Source organism: Pseudoalteromonas sp. McH1-7, assembly GCF_013366255.1.
GTDB lineage: Bacteria > Pseudomonadota > Gammaproteobacteria > Enterobacterales > Alteromonadaceae > Pseudoalteromonas > Pseudoalteromonas peptidolytica.
The window spans coordinates 1-21,480 of the sequence record NZ_JABWPQ010000005.1 but is presented as its reverse complement, the minus strand read 5'-3'; the positions used below and the strand labels follow the sequence as shown (position 1 = coordinate 21,480).

Annotated in this window: 22 protein-coding genes and 1 pseudogene; 13 read left to right on the top strand and 10 right to left on the bottom strand. The window is 42.0% G+C overall.

What is annotated here, in order from left to right:
• Positions 1–323 precede the first annotated feature (323 nt).
• Positions 324–2,225 (top strand): putative bifunctional diguanylate cyclase/phosphodiesterase, encoded by a 1,902-nt coding sequence (locus HUZ36_RS04870; protein WP_176032190.1) that lies wholly within the window; start codon positions 324–326, stop codon positions 2,223–2,225.
• Positions 2,226–2,294: 69 nt separating this feature from the next.
• On the opposite strand, the gene HUZ36_RS04865 is transcribed toward HUZ36_RS04870, so the two are convergent.
• A complete protein-coding gene (locus HUZ36_RS04865) occupies positions 2,295–2,723 on the bottom strand; it encodes an Lrp/AsnC family transcriptional regulator (protein ID WP_125253165.1) in 429 nt (142 codons plus the stop codon).
• Between the two features lie 184 nt (positions 2,724–2,907).
• Between HUZ36_RS04865 and HUZ36_RS04860 the strand changes: the two genes are divergently transcribed.
• The 3 genes from HUZ36_RS04860 (at position 2,908) to HUZ36_RS04850 (ending at position 6,046) form a co-directional block, all read left to right on the top strand.
• Positions 2,908–4,113, top strand: a complete 1,206-nt coding sequence (locus HUZ36_RS04860; RefSeq protein WP_125253166.1) for an aspartate aminotransferase family protein — start codon at positions 2,908–2,910, stop codon at positions 4,111–4,113.
• A 30-nt stretch (positions 4,114–4,143) separates the two neighbouring features.
• Positions 4,144–5,169 carry an arginine N-succinyltransferase gene (gene astA / locus HUZ36_RS04855; protein ID WP_125253167.1) on the top strand — a complete coding sequence of 342 codons (1,026 nt, stop codon included), beginning with the start codon at positions 4,144–4,146 and terminating at the stop codon, positions 5,167–5,169.
• Between the two features lie 73 nt (positions 5,170–5,242).
• Complete coding sequence (locus tag HUZ36_RS04850) at positions 5,243–6,046, top strand: DUF1338 domain-containing protein (protein WP_125253168.1); 804 nt, start codon at positions 5,243–5,245, stop codon at positions 6,044–6,046.
• 55 nt (positions 6,047–6,101) lie between these two features.
• Here HUZ36_RS04850 and HUZ36_RS04845 read toward each other — a convergent pair whose 3' ends face one another.
• Entirely contained in the window at positions 6,102–6,935 is an 834-nt protein-coding gene (locus HUZ36_RS04845) for a trypsin-like serine protease (protein ID WP_176032189.1), read from the bottom strand.
• A 741-nt stretch (positions 6,936–7,676) separates the two neighbouring features.
• On the opposite strand from HUZ36_RS04845, the gene HUZ36_RS04840 reads away from it, so the two are divergent.
• Positions 7,677–8,507 carry a polyphosphate kinase 2 family protein gene (locus tag HUZ36_RS04840; RefSeq protein ID WP_176032188.1) on the top strand — a complete coding sequence of 277 codons (831 nt, stop codon included), beginning with the start codon at positions 7,677–7,679 and terminating at the stop codon, positions 8,505–8,507.
• Between the two features lie 3 nt (positions 8,508–8,510).
• Entirely contained in the window at positions 8,511–9,818 is a 1,308-nt protein-coding gene (locus HUZ36_RS04835) for a DUF2252 family protein (RefSeq protein WP_176032187.1), read from the top strand.
• An 8-nt stretch (positions 9,819–9,826) separates the two neighbouring features.
• On the opposite strand, the gene HUZ36_RS04830 is transcribed toward HUZ36_RS04835, so the two are convergent.
• Positions 9,827–10,774, bottom strand: coding sequence for a ribonuclease Z (locus tag HUZ36_RS04830; protein WP_252096026.1), 948 nt, complete (start codon positions 10,772–10,774; stop codon positions 9,827–9,829).
• A gap of 103 nt (positions 10,775–10,877) precedes the next feature.
• Here HUZ36_RS04830 and HUZ36_RS04825 point away from each other — a divergent pair, with 103 nt between their 5' ends.
• The 6 genes from HUZ36_RS04825 to HUZ36_RS04800 all read left to right on the top strand — a co-directional run bounded on the left by HUZ36_RS04825 (position 10,878) and on the right by HUZ36_RS04800 (position 16,052).
• Positions 10,878–11,417 carry an isochorismatase family protein gene (locus tag HUZ36_RS04825; protein ID WP_254879472.1) on the top strand — a complete coding sequence of 180 codons (540 nt, stop codon included), beginning with the start codon at positions 10,878–10,880 and terminating at the stop codon, positions 11,415–11,417.
• 44 nt (positions 11,418–11,461) lie between these two features.
• A complete protein-coding gene (locus tag HUZ36_RS04820) occupies positions 11,462–11,725 on the top strand; it encodes a DUF3081 family protein (RefSeq protein ID WP_125253173.1) in 264 nt (87 codons plus the stop codon).
• Positions 11,718–12,047, top strand: coding sequence for a hypothetical protein (locus HUZ36_RS04815; protein ID WP_125253174.1), 330 nt, complete (start codon positions 11,718–11,720; stop codon positions 12,045–12,047). Before HUZ36_RS04820 ends, HUZ36_RS04815 begins: the two co-directional genes overlap by 8 nt.
• A complete protein-coding gene (locus HUZ36_RS04810; RefSeq protein ID WP_176032186.1) occupies positions 12,040–13,518 on the top strand; it encodes an FAD-binding domain-containing protein in 1,479 nt (492 codons plus the stop codon). Before HUZ36_RS04815 ends, HUZ36_RS04810 begins: the two co-directional genes overlap by 8 nt.
• A gap of 124 nt (positions 13,519–13,642) precedes the next feature.
• Positions 13,643–15,247 (top strand): AbgT family transporter, encoded by a 1,605-nt coding sequence (locus HUZ36_RS04805; protein WP_176032318.1) that lies wholly within the window; start codon positions 13,643–13,645, stop codon positions 15,245–15,247.
• 187 nt (positions 15,248–15,434) lie between these two features.
• On the top strand, positions 15,435–16,052 hold the full coding sequence (locus HUZ36_RS04800; RefSeq protein WP_128732464.1) for a glutathione S-transferase family protein: 618 nt from the start codon (positions 15,435–15,437) through the stop codon (positions 16,050–16,052).
• 38 nt (positions 16,053–16,090) lie between these two features.
• Here the strand turns inward: HUZ36_RS04800 and HUZ36_RS04795 are convergent, their stop codons facing one another.
• The 3 genes from HUZ36_RS04795 to HUZ36_RS04785 form a co-directional block, all read right to left on the bottom strand.
• Positions 16,091–16,540, bottom strand: coding sequence for a DMT family transporter (locus HUZ36_RS04795; protein WP_147390000.1), 450 nt, complete (start codon positions 16,538–16,540; stop codon positions 16,091–16,093).
• The gene (locus tag HUZ36_RS04790) at positions 16,537–17,178 is read right to left on the bottom strand and encodes a nitroreductase family protein (protein ID WP_176032185.1); all 642 of its coding nucleotides are present in this window, start codon (positions 17,176–17,178) and stop codon (positions 16,537–16,539) included. The genes HUZ36_RS04795 and HUZ36_RS04790 overlap by 4 nt, the downstream gene beginning before the upstream one ends.
• Positions 17,179–17,239: 61 nt before the next feature.
• Entirely contained in the window at positions 17,240–17,839 is a 600-nt protein-coding gene (locus tag HUZ36_RS04785) for a Crp/Fnr family transcriptional regulator (RefSeq protein WP_176032184.1), read from the bottom strand.
• Positions 17,840–17,892: 53 nt separating this feature from the next.
• Between HUZ36_RS04785 and zapE the strand changes: the two genes are divergently transcribed.
• Positions 17,893–18,972: a cell division protein ZapE gene (gene zapE, locus HUZ36_RS04780; protein WP_176032183.1), complete on the top strand. Its 1,080-nt coding sequence runs from the start codon at positions 17,893–17,895 to the stop codon at positions 18,970–18,972.
• A gap of 156 nt (positions 18,973–19,128) precedes the next feature.
• On the opposite strand, the gene HUZ36_RS04775 is transcribed toward zapE, so the two are convergent.
• The 4 genes and pseudogenes from HUZ36_RS04775 to HUZ36_RS21615 form a co-directional block, all read right to left on the bottom strand.
• Entirely contained in the window at positions 19,129–19,899 is a 771-nt protein-coding gene (locus HUZ36_RS04775; RefSeq protein WP_176032182.1) for a class I SAM-dependent methyltransferase, read from the bottom strand.
• Positions 19,900–19,950: 51 nt separating this feature from the next.
• Complete coding sequence (locus HUZ36_RS04770) at positions 19,951–20,769, bottom strand: AraC family transcriptional regulator (RefSeq protein WP_176032181.1); 819 nt, start codon at positions 20,767–20,769, stop codon at positions 19,951–19,953.
• A gap of 159 nt (positions 20,770–20,928) precedes the next feature.
• Entirely contained in the window at positions 20,929–21,096 is a 168-nt protein-coding gene (locus HUZ36_RS21935; RefSeq protein ID WP_368659788.1) for an AraC family ligand binding domain-containing protein, read from the bottom strand.
• A gap of 198 nt (positions 21,097–21,294) precedes the next feature.
• Positions 21,295–21,480: pseudogene (locus HUZ36_RS21615) on the bottom strand (transposase); the annotation flags it as partial.

The window sequence follows — 21,480 nt, the reverse complement described above, 5'->3', positions numbered from 1 at the left end:
TGCACCACTTTGTCGCAACCTAAATCTGACAAGTCGTAATTTCAGGTTGCTATGAGATCCTTGCAATCGCTGAGCCAATTACGTTAAAAGTTAAGATGAAAGCTAGTTAAGAACCGTTCTCATGTAAAGTGAATTTAACTAATAATTGATCAAGCGCATATAAAGTCACGACCAATATGAAATTTTTGGTACTTTTGCACGATGAAGTTTGCAACTGAATGCTAAAATGTGTAAAAAACTATCTTACAGACCAAATCATTATCGCCTACCATGTCATCTTAGCTTGATAACGTGAGTAGCGAATTTTTAAGGAAAGCCTATTCATGACACGTGCTATAAGACTAACAAGTACCCTAGTTTTAGGCGCGTTATTTGTTGTCATATTGCTTCATCTATCGTTTAAAGCGCACGTTTTTGAATTACTATCTACTGGTTTTGCGGTTAGTTCATTAGAAAACTCAGTGGCATCACCTTGGTATGCCTTTTTATTACATGGAATACATTTTAGTAGCAGCGAAAGTGACCTATTTGTGGTGATTGACCTTGCAGCTGATACACGCAAATTTATTGACGTCAACTTAGTATGGTATGACGTATTTACTTCCCCCATCACACTGACGGCTTTAGCGACCTTACTCACGATTATTTTTTATTTACTGAAGGCAGAATGTCGATACCGTAATCAAGATAGAGACGTGGACAAGATAAACAATGATGTACACAATATCCTGACTCGCCTTGAAGTTGACAGTGCACCGCTTCATCACAAGTCACCTCTTGCTGGGTTAAGTCACTCTATTCATGATTTATCTAGTCACCTGGCGAGGGTTAAACGTCATTCCGAGTCGCAAACTTTTCAAGATAAGCTCACCAAGTTAATTGACCGCCATGCCTACATTGACCATATCGAGGTAAAATTAAAACAAGCAGAACTCAATCAAGCAAAATGCGGCCTGCTATTTATTGACTTAGATGGCTTTAAACAAGTGAATGACTCTTTCGGTCACAGTTTTGGAGATGAAATTCTTATTCAAGTTGCACTACGACTATCAAAAGTAGTTCGTCAGTTTGGACTTGAAGACACCCACCCAATCTATGGACTTGAACAAAACTTATCACGCCTAGGGGGCGATGAGTTTTCGATTTTTATTCCCACACTTCCTAACCCTAATTTATGTACTGAAATTGCACAGTCTATCTTGTGCGATATAGAGCGTGACTTTTTACTTGGCAATAAATTGGTAAAAATTGGCGCAAGTATTGGTATCGCGGTTTATCCCGACAGTGCAGCAACGCCAAACTCGCTGTTGCAAATGGCCGATGTAGCTATGTACCGTGCAAAATCAGACGGTCGCGGCATATTTAAAGTCTATTCACCTGAAATGGGCTCTAAAATGCGGCGCTATCATTACCTGCTTGAAGAACTGAGACTAGCCATTGCAGCACAAAGCTTTTATCTCTCATTCCAGCCTATCGTACATGTTGAAGATTGCGCGATTGATTATTTTGAAGCGCTGATCCGCTGGAACCATCCAATAGAGGGGCTTATCCCCCCAGCTGAATTTATTCCTATTGCTGAAGAGTCTAATTTAATCCTAGAGCTTGGCGACTGGATCTTGCTTGAGTCATGCAGGCAAATGTCTGCTTGGCATAATGCAGGTATGAAGAAGGTAAAAATTTCGGTCAATGTCTCGGGTATTCAGCTTAAACATCGGAAAATTTTTGAATGGGTCAATACGGCACTGGAAAAAACTGGGCTACCTGCAAGTGCATTGATGCTAGAAATTACCGAATCAACGCTGATCAAAGCCAGCAATGAAACAATTTCTCAGCTACAGCAATGCAGAGATGCAGGAATAAGCGTTGCTATTGACGATTTTGGTACTGGTTTTAGCTCTTTGAGCACACTCGCTGACCTTCCTATCGATGTAATCAAAATCGACAAGCTATTTATCACTCAAGCAAATAGCAATCCGAAATATCGTAAAATATTAAATTCGATCAGTGAACTTGGACAGCAATTAGAGCTGAAAGTTGTCGCCGAGGGAGTTGAGCAAATTGAGCAATTTGAGTTAGTTAAAAACCTTGGGATCAGTTGTGTACAAGGCTACTTAGTCAGCAGACCAGAAAGCTCCAACAACGTTGGTAGCAAAGTGCTCAATGGCAATGTAAATCACATCGCAGCTACGGGCACGAGTATTTGGTTGCCAGAACACGTAGGGTGATCCCCTCACCTTACGTTGAAAAATAGATACAGTCTTATAAAACTCACTTCACGTTATCCATGAATTGTTCTAACGCTTAAATTTTGTTTCTAAGATAACTGACGAATTAGTACGCTCTATTCCTTCCAAATTACCGATTTCGTCAAGTAGATGACTCAGCTGCTCCAGACTCTGCGCTTCAACAATAGCAATCAAGTCATATTCTCCACTTATAGCATAAAGTGCTGAAACATTCGGTAACTGTTGTAATGCCAAGTTTGCTTTTGCGGTGAGCTTTTGCTTTACCTTTATTGCAACATGGGCAGACACAAGGTCATCGATATATTGTTCAGCAAATTCGACCCGGTAGCCCTTGATCACTCCATTTTGTTCTAATTTCGCAATACGGTTTTGTACTGTCGTTCTAGAAATATCGAGTTTTCGTGCTAACTCTGAGATGCTCTCCCGTGCATTATTTCGCAACAGTGCAATGAGCTTTTCGTCTTGTAAACTTATCATTTTGCAATTTAACCATGTCAATTTGATATAAATAATAGCAAATATGTGAATTATTGCACTGCAAATTATTATAAAAGCGCGTAATAATGAGGAAATAGCAAGTTGGCTGTGAGCAGAACATCAAATAAACAATTTTTGCTCAACAGAAATAACGCACAATGATAAAAATTTAGGAGAAAGCGTCATGCAAGCAAACCGCGAATTATTCGATGAAGTCATGGTTCCAAATTACAACCCATCTGCTGTGATCCCTGTCAAAGGTGAAGGCTCTCGTGTATGGGATCAAACAGGCAAAGAGTTCATCGATTTTGCTGGTGGTATCGCGGTAAATTGTCTCGGTCACTGCCACCCTGCGCTTGTCTCTGCACTAAAAGAGCAAGGCGAAAAAATTTGGCACCTATCGAACGTAATGACGAATGAGCCAGCATTACGCCTTGCCAAAAAATTAACCGATGCGACATTTGCAGAGAAAGTATACTTCGCAAACTCAGGTGCTGAAGCAAATGAGGCTGCGCTTAAGCTTGCTCGGCGCTGGGCTTTAGATAAATTTGGTGCAGAGAAGTCGCAAATCATTGCATTTAACAAAGGCTTCCATGGACGTACTTTTTTCACCGTAACTGTGGGTGGTCAAGCAGCCTATTCTGACGGCTTTGGTCCAAAGCCTGCTGATGTTACTCATGTTGATTACAACGACCTATCTGCGTTTGAGAAAACAATCTCAGATAATACCTGTGCTGTAATGATGGAACCGCTTCAAGGCGAAGGTGGAATAATTTCTCCAAACCCTGAATTTGTACAGGCTGTACGTGAGCTTTGCGACAAGCATAATGCTTTACTTATTTTCGATGAAGTTCAGACTGGTGTTGGTCGTACGGGTGACCTATATGCTTATCAAGGCCTAGGTGTAACACCTGATATTTTAACCACTGCAAAGGCACTTGGTGGCGGCTTTCCTATTGGTGCGATGTTAACAACAACTGACATTGCGTCACACTTAAAAGTAGGTACACATGGTTCAACATACGGTGGTAACCCGTTAGCCTGTGCCGTTGCAGAAGCCGCGTTTGATACAGTAAATACCGAAGCGGTGCTATCAGGTGTAAAAGCCAAAGAGCAACTATTCAGAGATGGTCTAAACGCTATTAACGACAAATACAATGTATTTTCTGAGGTGCGCGGTAAAGGTCTTCTTCTTGGTGCCGTGCTCAATGACAAATTTGAAGGCCGTGCACGTGATTTCCTTGTAGCAAGTGCAGAGCACGGTTTAATGTCATTAGTGGCAGGCACTAATGTCGTTCGTTTCACACCTTCTCTTGTGATCACAAATGAAGAGATCGCAGAAGGTTTAGCACGCTTTGAACAAGCGGTTGCTGCAGTAGTTAACGGCTAAGGAGCTGGGGATCTTGATCCCCTCTTTCTCATGTTAGTATTAAGACCAATACAAAAAACTGACTTTGATGCGCTAAAAACGATTGCGATTGAATCTGGTCACGGGTTTACCTCATTACCTGTCGACGATGAATTGCTATCGAATAAAATTGATCGCTCAGTTAAAAGCTTCACAAAGTCAGTTACAAAACCGTATGACGAAGGCTATTTATTCGTTCTTGAAGACACCCAAACGGGAGAAATTATCGGCACCACGGCAATCGAGGCCGCTGTTGGTATGTCTGTACCTCTGTATCACTACCACTTGGGTAAAACTGTACATCATTCAAGTACGCTTGGGGTTTATAACACCGTAGATATTTTGTCCATGTGTAACGATTACACTGGCAGTTCAGAGATTTGCACGCTGTTTTTACGAGAAGGTCATCGCCAAGGGTTAGCGGGGCGTTTTTTATCACGCAGCCGTTTTTTATTTATGGCCGAGCATGCAGAGCGTTTTAGCGATACTGTTATTGCAGAAATGCGAGGCGTTAGCGATGAGCATGGTCATTCACCATTTTGGCAGTGGTTACAAGAACACTTTTTTAGTATCGAATTTCCACAAGCTGATCACTTAGTCGGACTGGGAGACAAGGTTTTTATTTGTGAGCTGATGCCGAAGTACCCTATTTACGCAAACTTACTAAGCCCAGAAGCACAAGCCGTTATCGGTCATGTACACGAAAAGACCAAACCTGCATTAAGATTATTACAAAAAGAAGGATTTGAGCACCGTGGTTACGTTGATTTATTTGATGCGGGACCCACTGTTGAGGCTAAACTCGAAAATATCAGCACAGTAAGAGAATCTTTTAAGGGCGAGGTTGAAATTGTAACCTCAGTACCAAATAACCTCCCCAGCCTCGCAATTTCCAATGGTCGACTAGACGTGTTTAAAGCCACTTTTACCGATCAAGCATATTTGTGCGAAGCTGAGGAAAAAATTCAACTCACCACCGAAGTTGCAAATGCACTTGAAGTCACTCAAGGCGAGTTAATAAGCGCATTTAAATTATAAATTTCATGTCGTGCTAATACCAAAAGGTATAACGTTAACAACTGTCACCGAGACAAAAAATTAGGAAACCATTATGCACAACAACGTAGATACATTATTTGAACAGCTGTGGGATAATTACCTAGCAGTAACGCCCTCTGCGGTAAAGGTCCACGAACTGCTGGGCTCGACACAAAAAGATGACGTGATCAATGACCATATCGCGCTTCGCACCTTCAATATCGAAAAAGTTGGGCTAGAAAAACTCGCAGCACACTTCAAAGCTGTCGGTTATAAAGAGTGTGGTGAATATCACTTCGAAGCAAAAAAACTATATGCAAAGCACTATGAGCACCAAGATCCTACTAAACCAAAAGTGTTCATCTCTGAGCTGCTAGTTGAGAAATGCTCTGAAGAGCTACAAGCAATAGTTAAAGACATGGTTGAGCAAATTGACGAGTCAGCGGTTAGTGCTGAAAACTTTTTGTACTCAGGGACGCATTGGAGTGTATCTCACGACACATATAAAAAACTATTAGCAGAAAGTGAATACGCAGCATGGATGTCGGCCTGGGGTTACCGTGCTAACCACTTCACGGTCAGTATCAACTATCTGAAAAACTTCACCACAATTGAAGCAGTCAACCAAGCACTAAAAGACAATGGCTTTGAGCTAAACACCTCAGGTGGCGAGATCAAAGGCTCACCAGAAGTGCTACTTGAGCAATCTTCTACACTTGCTGATCACCAATCAGTGAAGTTCAGCGACGGTGAATTTAGTATCCCTAGTTGTTTTTATGAGTTTGCACTGCGCTATAAAAAACCAGATGGAGAGATCTACACCGGTTTTGTTGCAGCCTCTGCTGACAAGATTTTTGAAAGTACCAACGCAAGATAGTCACTGAAATGACAGTGCTTGTACTCAAGCACTCTGCCCAAATTGCGAAGCAGCCTTAAAGGCTGCTTTTTATATTAATTTCTTCACAAACTTGCGGCAATATCGCTTCAGTAATGTCTGCTGGCAGCTGGGTTAACTTAGGCGTAGCCAACTTGGTTACATTGTTACCAGCAATAATATTATCAATCCAATCAGCGAAATAAGAAACGCGACTATAGACTTCTGTCACACCGTAACGGCCAATTTTTCCGCCCTCTACTCTTGAGCTTACCCCAAACACAATACCTTGCCCATTCTCATATTGATAGGCTGGACCGCCGCTATCTCCCCCACCCGACACACCTTCCAAAGGGAGCCCATTTTCACCACGGTCGAAGCTAAATTTAATAACCGGACCTTGGGCTACTTTTACGGTATTTTGTGCCCGTCGCATTTGACCTTGGTTAGCTAAATTGTCAATCGTTTGCCCAGTTATACCATTACCAGTTCCTCCTATGCCGATAAACCATAAAACTTCATCAAGCTCTTCTTTTTCACGGTTAATCATCAGTGGCTTAACATCACTTAGCGCTTGCTGGATCTTGATAAGTGCAATATCGTGACTTTTCCCTGGCATATAGTCTGAGTGAACAAATACTTGGTCAATCACAGTAGGGACATTATTTATGAGTATTGTCGAATTCGGCCGCAGGCAAAATGTTGCATGAGCGGCGGTTAATACCCACTTTGATCCTATCAGTGTGCCATGCCCACCATCGATGTAAAAAGTTGCTAATTGCGGCAATACATCGCTCGATACTCTATAGTCTGCGTCATCTACGTCATGTCGGATCACTATACTATGTGAATTAAAAGAAATACCTAATATTATCAAAAGCCAAAACCGCATTTTATACTTCCTTTATCAAAACAGAGTGAGCCATCAAGGTGGTGTCCTATAATGGGTAAAAAACCACCATAAAACATAATAATACGATGCTCAACCCCTGCGTACTTTTTCGTTCAATGACTAGGGCTTTTTGTATCTTACCGCTATTGAATACAAAGAAATGGTCTTACGGAAAATTCGGCTTTATACCACTTATTTTGCTAACGTAAAGGTGTCTACATCAAAGCAGACAAGGTGAGAATTTTTTATTTGGTTGTTCTAAATAAAAATTTTGAACATAGCGAGTGTCAGATTGACTTCCTTACATCGAGTAAGTAGTAAGACCAATTGGTATTATTGACGATGTTTGACATATTTTTGTCAAATAATACTTGTAGAGTTCATACTGGGCGACTCTACGGCGTCCAATAGTGTATGGTTCAATATCATTTGTTTAATCTGAGGTTTGGATAAGGAGTGCTTGAATTCATTGTTGCTTAAGCACAACTTAGTGTTCTCCTTGTCTAGCCAGAGAGTTTTAGGGAGAACACCGCTTCCGCGTCCTGCTCTCGCTAAGGTATCTACATCCTGTAGGCAAGGCGAATTTACGCATCAATAGCTGGCTATTGGAAGTAAATTCAACGCAGTTAGCGCTAAAACTGGCTGCTAGAAAGGTATTAATTATCCAAAGCTCAGGTTATTTAATTCAGAATTGACTGATATTTAGAGCTATTTAGCTAAGGAAGTTTTGAGGGAGTGATCATGACCAGCTACGTTTCTATATTTAACACGCTAAACCGAGGACTAAGTGTAAAACCTCCGGTTACGTATCCTGCTATGGATTCAAAGAAGCACTATAAGCATGAATTAAAATACTGGCAAACTCAGCTATTACACGTACAGCAGGCCTATTTTCACCAAAAGAAGCGCGCTATTTTAGTATTTGAAGGATGGGATGCGGCTGGCAAAGGTGGTGCCATTCGCCGCATGACCGAAAAGCTCGACCCTAGAGGCTTTAAAGTGTTCCCTATCGCAAAACCCGACCCAGAAGAGCAAGGTCGACACTATCTGTACCGCTTTCAAACTAAGCTTCCCCCGCTTGGCGCTATGACTATTTTTGACCGCTCTTATTACGGACGAGTGTTAGTCGAACGCGTTGAAGGGTTTGCCAGCGAAAATGAATGGCGTCGCGCCTATCAAGAAATCAACGAATTTGAACGACTACTAGTCGATGATAACGTTCGCATTGTGAAAGTCTTTTTGCATATTAGCGAGAAAGAGCAGCTAAAACGATTTACAGAACGGTTAAATAACCCCTATAAACGTTGGAAGCTAACAGAAGAAGATATTCGTAACCGTAAAAAGCGTGAAGAGTACGAGCAAGTCATTGATGATATGTTTGGAAAAACCGATACAAACCTAGCGCCTTGGCATGTCATCCTTGCTGAACATAAATGGTATGCGCGAGTACAAGTATTAAAGACCGTAGTCAATGCGCTCAGTGAGGGGGTCTATATTAGCCCGCCACCTATCGATAAAGCGGTTGTTAAGCTGGCTAAATCTCAATTGGGTATTATTCAAAAGGAGGACTAATCCATGAATCGTCATGACTATCTAGCATCTTATTTTGAGGAACGTGAAGGCGTGAGCGTTAGCCGTGAGTGCAGTAAATTCAGCAAAATGAGACTAAGTCCACTTCGGTTTTTTCGGGGTAGTGCTGCACTGATGTACAAAGACCTACTAGAGCAACAAATTACCTTACCAGACACTGCCACTACACTTCCCCTGACTTACATTATGGGCGACTGTCATACAGGAAACTTCGGCTTTCATAGTGAAGAAGGCAGCCATGGTGATACCTTAATTTTTGAACCTAATGATTTCGACGATGCGTGTGTTGGACATGCAGTATGGGATCTGTTCCGCTTTTTGGTCAGTTTGCCTCTTACTCAACTGGAGGGAGGTCGCATTCAAGAGCAAGCTAAAGATATAAAAGATCGCAGCAAGCCTGTTGTGAATAAAGAACAGATACTCCAAGCACAACAGGTGTTTTTACAAAGCTACATAAAAACTTGTCAATTGTCGCTGGAACATAAAGTCGATAGTAATACCGGCCTAATCGCATTTAATAATAACCACATATTGTACAAACGGTGGCAAAAAGGCTTGCAAAGAATGGCGGGAGGTGCCGCATTTACGATTAAAAGTACGCTTGCTAAAGAGATTGACCTCAGTATTAAACCCCTTAGCTTTCGAGACGACAAACTCAGATTTAAGCAAATTGATCCAGATTTGAAAGAGAACCTTATTGACCACTTCGCGGCATACGTTGATGACGAAATTTTGGACTGTGTTGAGCGAATTGACCAAGGCACAGGTTCGTTGCACCTGAGCCGCTATTATTTATTGGTTGGGCCAAGTGTGCAAAAGCCTACCAAAGACATTCTGCCCCTGTGTCACATTGTTGAGATTAAGCAGCAGCAGGTTGCATCTCCGCTAGCTTATTTTTCCAGCCTAAGCCCCATTAACCGCCTCGACCCTGCGCATTTAACGGTTAATAGTCAAAGAAAAATGCAGCGCCGTACCGATCTTATTTTGGATAATGCACTGTGGCAAGGCAGCCATTGGTTGGTGCGCTCACGTCACCATGCTCGTGTTGGTATCGACCCAGAAGACATCACTATTGGTAAACGCGCTGCAACTAAATCCGGTTTTAGTCAATACGCGGAAACCTGCGGTGAGGCACTTGCCCTCTCCCACATGCGCTCAGATCGACGCTCGCTACATTTTCAAGAACAAGTTGTCGCTGTCCTACCTGATTTAATCGATGAATTGATAAAAACCGCCTGTCACTACAGTGAACAGGTTATCGCTGATTGGCGCTGGTTTTGCGAGCGAGGGTAGCATTAACTTCAGTCGCCATCAAACTGCTTTTGATTTGGAATATCAATAACTAAACCATCATGGGCAATAACAAGCTCGCCGCCGAAGTACTTAGCGGCTTCATCAATAAGAGGTTGTAGCATACCTTCGCCGTGGTAACGTACGCTAAAATGGGTAAGCGCGAGGGTCGGCACTAGATGAGTTTGTGCGAACTGAGCAATGCGTTTGGCATCACTGTGCCCGGTGTGAAATCCGACTTTATGTAGATCAGGCGCGGTAAAAGTGGCTTCGTGAACAAGCAGATCTGCGCCCTGAATAGCCTGTGAAAGTAAAGCTGGCTTTTCATTGTCGCCACAAATTATTGCCACTCTAGGCCGCCAGCTATAAAAACTGTAGTCCGCTGAGCGTAAAAGTTGGCTTTGGTATTCAACATCTTGGCCTTTTTGAAGCAAGTTATAATGACCGCCAGAACCAATGCCATCTTGCTGCAGTTTACTTATCTTTAACTTACGTGGAATACACTTTTCGGTAAGTTTATAGCCAACACTAGGAACTCGATGCTGAAGCGCTATGGTTTCAATGTCGCAACAGTTAAGGCTTAATTTATCGGTTAACTCTTCCAGAGCAATGGTTATTAGATCAAAGCCCAACTTAACTTCTGTCAGAGCAAAACAACTATGCACAAATTGCACAACCGCGCGCGGGGCAATTAATTTAAGTGGAGCTTGCCTCGCGTTGAGCGCCATTGACGAAATGAGTCCGGGTAACCCATAACAATGATCCCCATGCAGGTGAGTGATACAAATGGCTTCTAAGTGATATAGCGTTAACTCGCTATGCAATAGTGCATGTTGCGTCGCTTCGGCGCAATCAATCAACACCCAAGCCTTTGTATTATCGAAGCTTACAGCGGTAGCGGACATATTGCGCTGTTTGGAAGGACAACCAGAGGAGGTGCCCAAAAAATGTACTTTCACGCTAAAACCATTTACTTTTTTGCTCGGTCTGTCATTGTAACTAACAAATAAAGTATATGTGAAGCGCACATATTAACGATGCGAGATTATCTCTAAGGAGAAGATGATGAATTTAATAGCGTCAGATTGCATGATCCTAGTGATTGATATTCAAGAAAAGTTTCGTCCACATATCGCTGAATTTGATGCCGTAGAAAATCAAGTAACAACGCTACTAAACGCTGCTCAATATTTGTCTATACCAGCCCTTATTTTTGAACAATACCCCAAAGGGTTAGGTCGCAGTGCACCTAATTTACTTAAATTTGACTTACCTATTATTGAAAAAACAGCTTTCAGTGCCTATTACACAGAGGACTGTAAGCAAACTATTCAATCGTTTCAACGAGATACTGTGATTGTTGTAGGGTTAGAGAGTCATATTTGTGTACAGCAAACTGTGAACGATCTATTGGCTGATAACTTTAATGTGGTTATTGCAGCAGATGCTATATGTTCGCGTAACCCGAAGCACACGCAGTGGGCTTTGGCGCAAATGCAAGCCGACGGAGCACGTTTTTTAGCCATAGAATCTATTCTCTTTCAATGGCTTAAAACAGCAAAAAATGAGCAATTTAAAGCAATTTCAGCGCTAGTTAAGTGATCACGAACCACTTTACTAACGTATTTAAGGACAGAGGTTAAGAAATGAAAAATGAATTAGACAGCAGATTTTTGTTAACCGTTTTTGAGCATATTCAAAAAAACGGTGAGGTGACAAGTGATGGTAAACGCTACCAAGGCGTAACAGCTTTTGCCGATCCAGACGGATACACGATTTATCTTCAAGGCAGTGGCGTACTGCTGCGCTCTGGTTTTCATAATACTTATCACCTCGACTATGAGCATGATAAACACAAAGACGATTTAATAAAAAAGCTTGAGTATATATACAAAGAGGCGAATGCGTAGTTTATATCCAAATAGCAACCGAGGACGCCGTGTCCGGCGACCTCGCCCAGAACGCAACCAAACCCGCGTTTACATAGAGCAGGTAGTGGCTGCACTAAAAGCCAACCCAGATAAAATAAATATCATCAAGCGCAACTGTAGCGAATACCGTCAACAAAGCTTTCTCAAACGTGGGTTTTTGCTCGCTATCGAACGGTTCGACTGGGTATTTGCCATTGACGATGACGTACACAGGATCTGCGAACAAATTCTAGCTGACGATTACATTGGCAAAAGACTACGACGTTATCCTTTACTTTTTAAAGGCGTGTTAAATGATTAATCTCGTTTGGCTAAAGCGAGATCTCAGAGTATCTGATCACCGACCGCTGTATGAAGCAGCAAATAACGGCAAGCCTACTTTAATTCTGTACGTGATAGAGCCTGACTATTGGCAGCTCGAAGATACCAGCAAAAGGCAATTCCAATTCATTAAAGAGTCGTTATTAAGTCTGTCAAAACAACTACAATGTATTGGCGCTTCTTTGACCGTACGTAAAGGTGATTTGGTTGAAATTTTGGAGAAAGTTCATCTACATGTTGCTATTTCAAATCTATATTGTCACCAAGAGACTGGCAACCCCTGGACGTACGAGCGAGACAAACGCGTTATTGCATGGTGTAAATCCAAGCAAGTTAACTATCAAGAATATCAACAACAAGCTGTATTCAGAGGCCATGTCAATCGTGATAAATGGCATCATGTCGCTGAGAAGTGGCTTCAGGCAGCCGCTTTTCCCGCACCAACACATATCCACGCTTTACTTCAACACCATAACGGCCTTGAGTTACTTGATGTTTACCCGGCGGATGACAACAACGAAGCTAGAACACCACAACAAGGCGGGCTAGAGGCCGCTAACAAAACTCGAGACAGCTTTTTTCACCACAGAATCAACGAATATCTATACGGAATATCGAGCCCGGTAAAATCTACCACAAGTAGCTCAAGGCTTAGCCCCTATTTGGCTTATGGTGTGCTCAGCTTGAGGCAAGTATTGCAACAAGCTCAAGCTTTACCGGTCACCTCAAAGCGCAATAAAAGCGGCTTTTTATCTCGGCTCTATTGGCACAGTCATTTTGTGCAAAAACTTGAGTCGGAGCCTCGATACGCTGAGCAAGCGGTACATAATTCCTTAATTGATATGAGAGCAAATGAATTTAATGAATCATGCTATTTACGATGGTCATCAGGCGATACCGGGGTACCGTTTATAGATGCCTGTATGAGAATGCTTATTCAAACTGGCTGGATAAACTTTCGAATGCGAGCCATGTTGATGGCATATTCTAGTTATCATCTGTGGCTTGATTGGCAAAAGCCAGCAGCAAGGCTCGCCACGCTGTTCGTTGACTATGAACCTGGGATCCATTACCCCCAGGTACAAATGCAATCGGGTACAACAGGAATAAATCCATTTCGCATATACAATCCTGTAACTCAAGGGCTTAAATACGATCCTGACGGACATTTTATTCGTCGTTATATTCCCGAGCTTGACCATGTTCCAGACAACTATCTTCATACTCCTTGGCTTTATGCAGGCCTCAAAGACGACTTGTATGCTCCCCCTGAAAAGCATCCTGACGATGCTGCGAAAATAGCAAGAGAGAAGATCTCTAGTTTCTATAAACAACACCTAGATAAGGGAGAGACTGGACGCGTGATCAGCACGCACGCTTCTAGAAAACGCGCGACGAGAAGAAGAAACAAAAGCAATACAATGAGTAAAAATCAACTAAAGCTATTCTGATTGCTTTGTTTTTGCACAATCTATCTAATTTCACCCTGAAAACAGGACAAATAACCGCTTTCACATGATTTCAGTCCAAAGAGATGCTAAAGTTGCGGCATTTTTTGGAACTGAGAATTTAGCTATGTCAAAAGCTGTAGAGACGCAGGCTGATAGTCAGGCTCAAGCAGAGCACAAAGGTGGGTTATTTAACCGCTTCTTAGCAACTGTTGAGTTTCTGGGTAACATGCTTCCTCACCCTATTACATTGTTTGCCATGTTTTGTATCGCCATTGTGGTATTCAGTGGTATCGCTGATTGGATGGGCTTGTCGGCTATCGACCCCCGCCCTGAAGGCTCAGCAGGCAGAGACCCTGACGGCGTTATTGAAGTCGTAAGCCTAATGAGCGCAGAAGGTCTACAACGCATAGTGACAGGCCTTGTAACTAACTTTACGGGCTTTGCTCCTTTGGGTACTGTATTGGTTGCATTACTAGGTGTGAGTGTTGCTGAACATTCTGGCATGCTATCAGCAGCTATGCGTGGCATGGTGATGGGCGCTTCAAAGCGCTTAGTTACTTTTATGGTAGTGTTTGCTGCAATCTTGTCTAATACCGCCTCAGAACTTGGATACGTTGTGCTGATCCCACTTGCAGCGATGATTTTCCATAGTTTAGGTCGCCATCCACTGGCTGGTTTGGCAGCCGCTTTTGCAGGTGTGTCTGGTGGTTACAGTGCAAACCTACTGTTAGGTACAATCGATCCGCTGCTTGCAGGTATTACCACACCAGCTGCGCAGATGATTGACCCGACCTACCAAGTTGGCCCTGAAGCAAACTGGTACTTTATGATGATTTCTGTATTCCTTATTGCCATTGTTGGTACTTTGGTAACAGAAAAAATTGTTGAACCACGCTTAGGAAAATATGATGCGAGTGAAGCTAGCGTTGACTTAAGCGAAAACAACATTGAAAAGCTTACAGCAAAAGAAAAATCAGGACTAAAATGGGCTGGAGTTTCTCTTTTGGTGGTCAGCCTTTTACTCGCGATGACCATCGTGCCTGAAGACGGTATTCTGCGTCACCCAACCACAGGTGAAGTAGCAGGTTCGCCATTTTTAAAAGGTATAGTCGTCTTTATTTTCGTGACTTTCGCCATTCCGGGCTTTGTATACGGCCGGGTCGTAGGTACCATGAAAAATGACCGTGATATTATCGATGCCATGAGCAAAAGTATGAGCTCAATGGGGATGTATATTGTACTGGTATTCTTCGCTGCGCAGTTTGTCGCGTTTTTCAAATGGACGAACTTAGGCACTATTTTAGCGATTAACGGTGCAGCATTACTACAGGCACTTAACTTAACAGGCCCTGAGGTATTCGTACTGTTTATCTTAATGTGTGCCCTTGTTAACCTCAGTTTAGGCTCATCTTCTGCGCAGTGGGCAGTAACAGCCCCTATTTTTGTGCCTATGTTGATGCTAATTGGATACGCACCAGAAACTATCCAAGCTGCATATCGAATTGGTGACTCTGTCACAAACCTGATTACACCCATGATGAGTTACTTTGGGTTGATATTGGCAGTGGCCACCAAATACAAGAAAGATATGGGGATCGGTACGTTGGTAGCGACTATGTTGCCTTACAGCATGTTCTTCTTTATCGGTTGGGTCGCACTATTTTATATCTGGGTATTTGGCTTTGGTCTACCTGTCGGGCCAAACTCACCGATTTACTATACTCCGTAGCAATAACACTAAAAACTTTAAATGCCAGCAATATTTGCTGGCATTTTTATTTGAGAAAACTGCATCCGTCACCTAAGGTTGAATAGGAGAAAGCACAGAAGGAGCCGCTTAATATTTTAACTTCGCAACATCGAAAGCCTTATTGTCCAACCTAATATCGATGTTTGTGACTTACATTAGGTGAATTATGTATACACTCTTTTACTATCCACAGAGCGCAAGCCTTGCACCACATATTTTATTGGAATTGATAGGCGAACCTTATCAGTTAGAATTAGTTGATGTGAAAAAAAACGCTAATCACAGCTCACATTACCTAAAGCTCAGCCCCGCAGGTCACATACCAGCGCTTGTCGATGATGATTTCACACTGTTTGAAAGTGCCGCTATTTCTCAATACCTTGCTCATAAACACAGCGACAAGCAGTTATTTCCAGCAGATCCAAAGCTTAAGTTTCAATCTATACAATGGCTCCATTTTATGAGCGCTTCGCTGCACAGCGATTTATTAATGTACACCTATCCCGAACGGCACACCCAAAGTGCCCTGATGTATGACGATCTGATCCGTACACAGCAAGCTCGGCTGGAAGCAGGATTTGCTGTGATAGATAATTTGCTAGCTGACAATCACTACGTAATAGCCAATCAATTTACTTTGTGTGATAGCTACTTATTTATGCTTTGTGAGCGAGCAAAAACACTGTTAGAAAAGACGCCTTCACTCAAGCAGCTACGACGTTATTATCGGCAAATTGCAGCCACTCCCGCAGTCAGCAAAGCGCTGGAAATAGCCGAGTACTAAGCTTACGTCCGCTTGAGATAACATCACTTCAACGTAAATTAGTTTTGCTGATTTACGTTAAGAAGCACGATACCGGTCAGCACGGCAACCAATCCTAGCAACTTTTGCAAGGTAACGGGAGTATGCGGTACGGCAAATAAACCCAACTGACCGATTATCATCGCGACTACCATTTGGCCGCATAAATAATATGCCATTAAATTACCAATACCCATTTTGGGGATCAAAAAATAGCTCAGCCCTACTCCGGTGGCACTTAATATTCCGCCAATACACCAAAGGTACCAAGGCACGGCTTTTATTTGTGTGATTGTCGGAAAAACGCTATCAGATAATCGAAAAGCCACGACCGTATAAAGGGCACTAGCAGTAAATGCAACCCCAGCAGCTAGTATCGGACTTTTTAGCAACGCGCCTAGTTGAGCGTTCATACTTGCCTGAACCGCAATGGCGCCACCGGCAAAAATAGCAAGTAAACCGAAAATCATAGTGTCATCTCTATACTTAACTTCGCTTGTGTTTTTCTTACTTTAGGTGCAGTAGCATTTTTATCGGAACTACAGCGGATACCAAGTGGTACAACCAAGACCGTACGGAGATGCATCGCTTCAAGACCAAGTATTTTATCTATCTCGCCTTTTTCAATACCTGTTATAGGACAAGCATCTATTTCGAGGCTCGCAGCGGCAACCAATAACGTTCCAACCGCCAGATGAATTTGTTCTGAACACCAGATGTACTGGGCATCTTTATTCATACCACTTAATGCCGACTTAATCCCAGTTTCCATTGTTAAATAGGTGTCCTCTGTTAAGTCGCGCTGACGCCTAAAATTATCCATATAGTGTTCAACTTGTGAGTTTAATGGCGACATATCAGCTGCAAATAAAAGTAAATGGCTATTATCTACTACTTTTTGTTGTCCATACGAGTAAGGAAACATAGCTTGTTTGGTACGATGACAGGTTATCTGTAAAATCTTATATGACTGCAGGCCATATGAAGAAGCGCTAAGTCCAGTGAGCTCAATTAGTTTATCAACTTTTGCTTGTTCAACTGGTTGATCTGAGAATTTGCGAACGGCATAACGCCAATTTAGTAATGGCTCTAATTGTGTAATATTCATAAGTTGCTCTCCATATTCTGTTGAGGCAACTTTAACAAGGTAACGAACGTGGCTCATTTACCTATGTAAACGAACCCGAATTTTTTAAAGATTTTCTAATACGACTTAACTGCGTTGGCGTGATCCCAAGGTGCGAAGCCAAATGATACTGCGCAACTCGTTCAGCAAGCTCAGGCTGCTCCTTTAAAAAAGCAAGATAACGTTCAGTTGCATCCAACTGCACCATATAAAGCTCCCGCTTGTCTTTTTCTAGCAACCAATTCTTTTCAAGATAATGGATCTGGAATCGCATTAACTCAGGGTTGTCCATTAGCAATGCTCTAAATTGTTTAAAGTTTATTAGTACCACCTCTGTGGGTTCCAACGCTTGGATCCCCTGATTAGCTGGCTCAGCACGGTGTAGAGCATGCATTACGCCAGGAAACTCCCCCGCGACAAAGAAACGCTTGTTGTACTCTTGCCCTGCCGTATTGGTGTTTACTAACCGCACTAAGCCTTGATATAAAAATGCGAATGTTGTCGGATATTCACCCTCTTGGTATAACCAGTCGTCTTTAGCAAATGATTTTATTGTAGTGATCGCTTCAATAGCGGACCAAGTTTCTTGTGACAGAGCATAGTAGCTCGCTATTGCTTGCTTTAGCTTTAATAGTGCGTCCATGAATTCTAGCTTTATGATATTATTAGGATTAACTATTCCTATTTGCAGCGACTATGTCAATCTCTAGCCATTACGAAACACAAGTTGAACTTGGAAATCTTGCGCCTGACGCAGCGCAGCAAGTCGCAATTGACGCCTTAGATAAACTTTCTCGTTCAGTTGTAGAAGGTAGTGCAGCCAAAGGTATCTATTTTTATGGGCCTGTTGGTCGCGGCAAGACTATGCTAATGGATTGGTTTTATCAGTTTACCCAAATCGATAACAAAACTCGTCTGCATTTTCATCATTTTATGCAAAGAATCCACAGAGAGCTAAATCAAATCCAAGGGATTAAAGATCCACTACAACATATTGCGAAAAACTGGGCTAAGCAAACATCGTTATTGTGTTTTGATGAATTTTTTGTCACTGATATCGGCGATGCCATCATTATGGCAAGACTGTTTGAAGCACTATTTGAAGCTGGCGTAACTTTAGTTGCCACCTCAAACTGTCACCCAACGCAGTTATACAAAGACGGGTTACATAGAGACCGTTTTGAGCCAACCATCGACCTGCTTATGCGCAATTGCGAAATCATACCTATCTGTGGTGAGACGGATCATCGCTTTGCTAAAGGTACGCAAGCACATCACTACTTTGTCAAAGACAAGCACGCGTTTTGGCGGGCGTTTGCCAAAGCTGGGGGAGTATCAAAACCTGAAGTATTAACGCTTAATCATCGCTCAGTGAATATACTTGGAGCGACTAAAAATCTAGTCTGTTTTGATTTTATGTCGTTATGTTCAACTCCTCGTGCTATCGATGACTATATTAAACTTACACAGCAATATAAGTGTATTTTTATCTCTGACTTACCTTTACTTGGTGTTATGCCCGAGCAGAACCCAATAGCGCAAGGGACAGAGGAAGGCTACATCCGCCCACATGAGGCAGCACAAGTTCGAATAGGTGATGATGAGACAAGACGACTTATTGCGCTTATCGATGAATGTTACGAGGCCAAAGTACTAGTTGTATTTTTGGCCGCCGCGCCCATTGAGAAAATCTACCGAGGCGAGCAGCTTGCGTTTGCTTTCGCTCGCTGCATTAGTCGGATCACTGAGATGCAAAGTTGGCCACTTGAAATCTGATAACCTTACACAATACTTGTTCCTGTAAGTTAAATAAGGCATTGTAATAAGAGATCCTCAATATATGTTTGCCGTAAACGATTTTTTCGGCCAACCAAACTAGCGAAATTAAATAGACCTAAGAATTGCCAATACCGATTAGACAAATTCGGCTAGCTATTTTTCGCCGACATAAACTGATATTGGATAAGAAAAATGAACTTCATCTCCACATTTATGAGATTCAACACCCAAACAATTAGCATCTACATCCTGTAGAAAGATCTCTCGTATCTTTTTATCGTCCCCTGGATTAGGAAAAGATGCGTTAAGTTGCGTTTCAAGTTCCATAGGAACTTTGTAACTACCTCGTCGGATTTTCTTCAACCCAGAGTTAAAGAGCAATTGCTTCCACTTATCATAGGATAATGCTTCTGTATGTGATGGGTCTCGGAGTCTTTCCATGCGATTGAATGCCTCAGATTTATCTGCGGGTAATGCGACATCTGCAATGACAATAACACCACCTGGCATGCACACCCTGAGCATTTCAGCTAGTGCCATATCGGGGTTTAGCAAATGATGAAAACTATACCTGCTCACTACAACGGAAAAGGTATCTGAATCATACGGCAATTGGTATACGGTACCGATATCCCAAGAAAGATTATTCAACCCCTTTTCTTTTTGATGGCAAAGCGCTTGCTCAATCATCTTCTCTGTTAAATCGATCCCAGTTACATGTCGTGCAACTTTTGCGAATTCACAAGCTACTAGACCAGGGCCACAAGCTATGTCCAATATATTATCGTCTGCTGTGGCTCCACTCATTTCAATAAGCAGTTCTATTGAATCCAAGTGTCCAGTTACTTTTGTAAAAGGAATAGCCTGCTTAGTAAATTGTTTGATAACTTCTTCGTCATGTTCATTATTTCGTACATACTTCATGTGTTGCTCCCAAGGTTAGTGATAATTAAGGAAGCAAGATATAAATATATATTAACGTCGTCTTGTACAAGATTGATGTGATTCTTTGATCCGCATTCGATATTCAGCCGGGCTAATTTGGAATATAGCTTTAAAAATACGGGAAAAGTGACTTTGATCGTAAAACCCGCTTAGAACCGCTATCTCTGAAATGGGGAGATCACCTACTAATAAGCTCCTAGATAGATGAGCCTTTTTGTTAAGAAAATATCCTTGTATCGAAAGATTATAAGTGCGACGAAATATCCGGTTGCAGTGTTCTTTACTTAAATTTAAGGTCAATGATATCTCGTCAAACAGAGAAGTTTCTTGGTGGTGGCAATCTATCATCGCCTTAATTTTTTTTGCTAATTCATGACCAGTCGGGCAACTTTCAGCGTGTGGTATCTTTTGATGATCCAAAAAATTATTAATCCAATTTAAAATTAAGTTTTCTTTTTCTGAACTCTTAACTTCCGAAAGGAGCACTGTACATAAAGTGGTAAATCTGTCGTATAAATCCGGCGACTCTAACACCTGACTTTTAAAAGATTGACAATTTCTTGAGTTAATGTCACCCAATATACGTGAAGAGTCGAATACCTCCAAGGTAAAGACACCTTTGAAATCCGGAGAATAGCTTCTAACGCAATGTAACGTGTTTGGACTAACAGCGACTATGGATGGTGGTTGAAGAGTAAATTCGTTTTCATTCATTTGAAACAACATCTCCCCCCTCGAAATAGCAGAAAAAATAAGGGAAGAGTGAGTATGCGCTCTTTCGCACCCAGCAGCCCTGTCAATATACCTAACTTCAAACACAGAAGGTAATTTAAATATGGTTTCGGTCATAAAATAGCCACCAGCCCAAGCAGGGGCAACGTTAAAACTGGTTAAAATTAGGCATAATGTATCACTGACACCCACTATTAACTATGTGCCATAATGTATCACTGATGAATGTATCACTGACACCCACGGCATAACGTAACGTATCGCTAACATCCACTATTATTTATTATGTAACGTGTTTGTACTAACAACTACTATGGATGGTGGTCGAAGAGTAAATTCGTTTTCATTAATTTGAAACAACATCTCTCCCCTCGATATAGCAGAAAAAATAAAGGAAGAGTGAGTATGCGCTCTTTCGCACCCAGCAGCCTGACGGTGTATCACTGACACCTACTATTATTTACTCACCATGACTGTGACAATTTCAACATGGAAATGTTCATTATTCTTATTAAAAGTGCTCATAAAATCAGGTAACTAGTGACATTTATGTGTTTCTCTACATTAACCCCAGTGTCATACGCATGACAAAAGCGCCGTAATTTACATAGCTTGAGGGTTATCGCTAAAAAATTTATTTGGTTAAGCCAGAAAATGTTCACAATTTGCTAGATTTGTGCGCCGTCGCTTTTTGAGTGTTTCACAGTAAGCGGTGAGTACTCGCTCTCGACCAACAGCACCATGGAAAATCCGAGAAAATTGGGTTGTGAGTTTCATCCAATTATCAGGTTCAATGTTTAGTCGAGACAAAATTGGTTGAGCCTCAAA

Bases quoted from the DNA above. Each gene is read 5' to 3' on its own strand.
- HUZ36_RS04870 (WP_176032190.1), top strand. From the start codon at position 324: ATGACACGTGCTATAAGACTAACAAGTACCCTAGTTTTAGGCGCGTTA.
- HUZ36_RS04865 (WP_125253165.1), bottom strand. From the start codon at position 2,723: ATGATAAGTTTACAAGACGAAAAGCTCATTGCACTGTTGCGAAATAAT.
- HUZ36_RS04860 (WP_125253166.1), top strand. From the start codon at position 2,908: ATGCAAGCAAACCGCGAATTATTCGATGAAGTCATGGTTCCAAATTAC.
- astA (WP_125253167.1), top strand. From the start codon at position 4,144: ATGTTAGTATTAAGACCAATACAAAAAACTGACTTTGATGCGCTAAAA.
- HUZ36_RS04850 (WP_125253168.1), top strand. From the start codon at position 5,243: ATGCACAACAACGTAGATACATTATTTGAACAGCTGTGGGATAATTAC.
- HUZ36_RS04845 (WP_176032189.1), bottom strand. From the start codon at position 6,935: ATGCGGTTTTGGCTTTTGATAATATTAGGTATTTCTTTTAATTCACAT.
- HUZ36_RS04840 (WP_176032188.1), top strand. From the start codon at position 7,677: ATGACCAGCTACGTTTCTATATTTAACACGCTAAACCGAGGACTAAGT.
- HUZ36_RS04835 (WP_176032187.1), top strand. From the start codon at position 8,511: ATGAATCGTCATGACTATCTAGCATCTTATTTTGAGGAACGTGAAGGC.
- HUZ36_RS04825 (WP_254879472.1), top strand. From the start codon at position 10,878: ATGATGAATTTAATAGCGTCAGATTGCATGATCCTAGTGATTGATATT.
- HUZ36_RS04820 (WP_125253173.1), top strand. From the start codon at position 11,462: ATGAAAAATGAATTAGACAGCAGATTTTTGTTAACCGTTTTTGAGCAT.
- HUZ36_RS04815 (WP_125253174.1), top strand. From the start codon at position 11,718: ATGCGTAGTTTATATCCAAATAGCAACCGAGGACGCCGTGTCCGGCGA.
- HUZ36_RS04810 (WP_176032186.1), top strand. From the start codon at position 12,040: ATGATTAATCTCGTTTGGCTAAAGCGAGATCTCAGAGTATCTGATCAC.
- HUZ36_RS04805 (WP_176032318.1), top strand. From the start codon at position 13,643: ATGTCAAAAGCTGTAGAGACGCAGGCTGATAGTCAGGCTCAAGCAGAG.
- HUZ36_RS04800 (WP_128732464.1), top strand. From the start codon at position 15,435: ATGTATACACTCTTTTACTATCCACAGAGCGCAAGCCTTGCACCACAT.
- HUZ36_RS04795 (WP_147390000.1), bottom strand. From the start codon at position 16,540: ATGATTTTCGGTTTACTTGCTATTTTTGCCGGTGGCGCCATTGCGGTT.
- HUZ36_RS04790 (WP_176032185.1), bottom strand. From the start codon at position 17,178: ATGAATATTACACAATTAGAGCCATTACTAAATTGGCGTTATGCCGTT.
- HUZ36_RS04785 (WP_176032184.1), bottom strand. From the start codon at position 17,839: ATGGACGCACTATTAAAGCTAAAGCAAGCAATAGCGAGCTACTATGCT.
- zapE (WP_176032183.1), top strand. From the start codon at position 17,893: ATGTCAATCTCTAGCCATTACGAAACACAAGTTGAACTTGGAAATCTT.
- HUZ36_RS04775 (WP_176032182.1), bottom strand. From the start codon at position 19,899: ATGAAGTATGTACGAAATAATGAACATGACGAAGAAGTTATCAAACAA.
- HUZ36_RS04770 (WP_176032181.1), bottom strand. From the start codon at position 20,769: ATGACCGAAACCATATTTAAATTACCTTCTGTGTTTGAAGTTAGGTAT.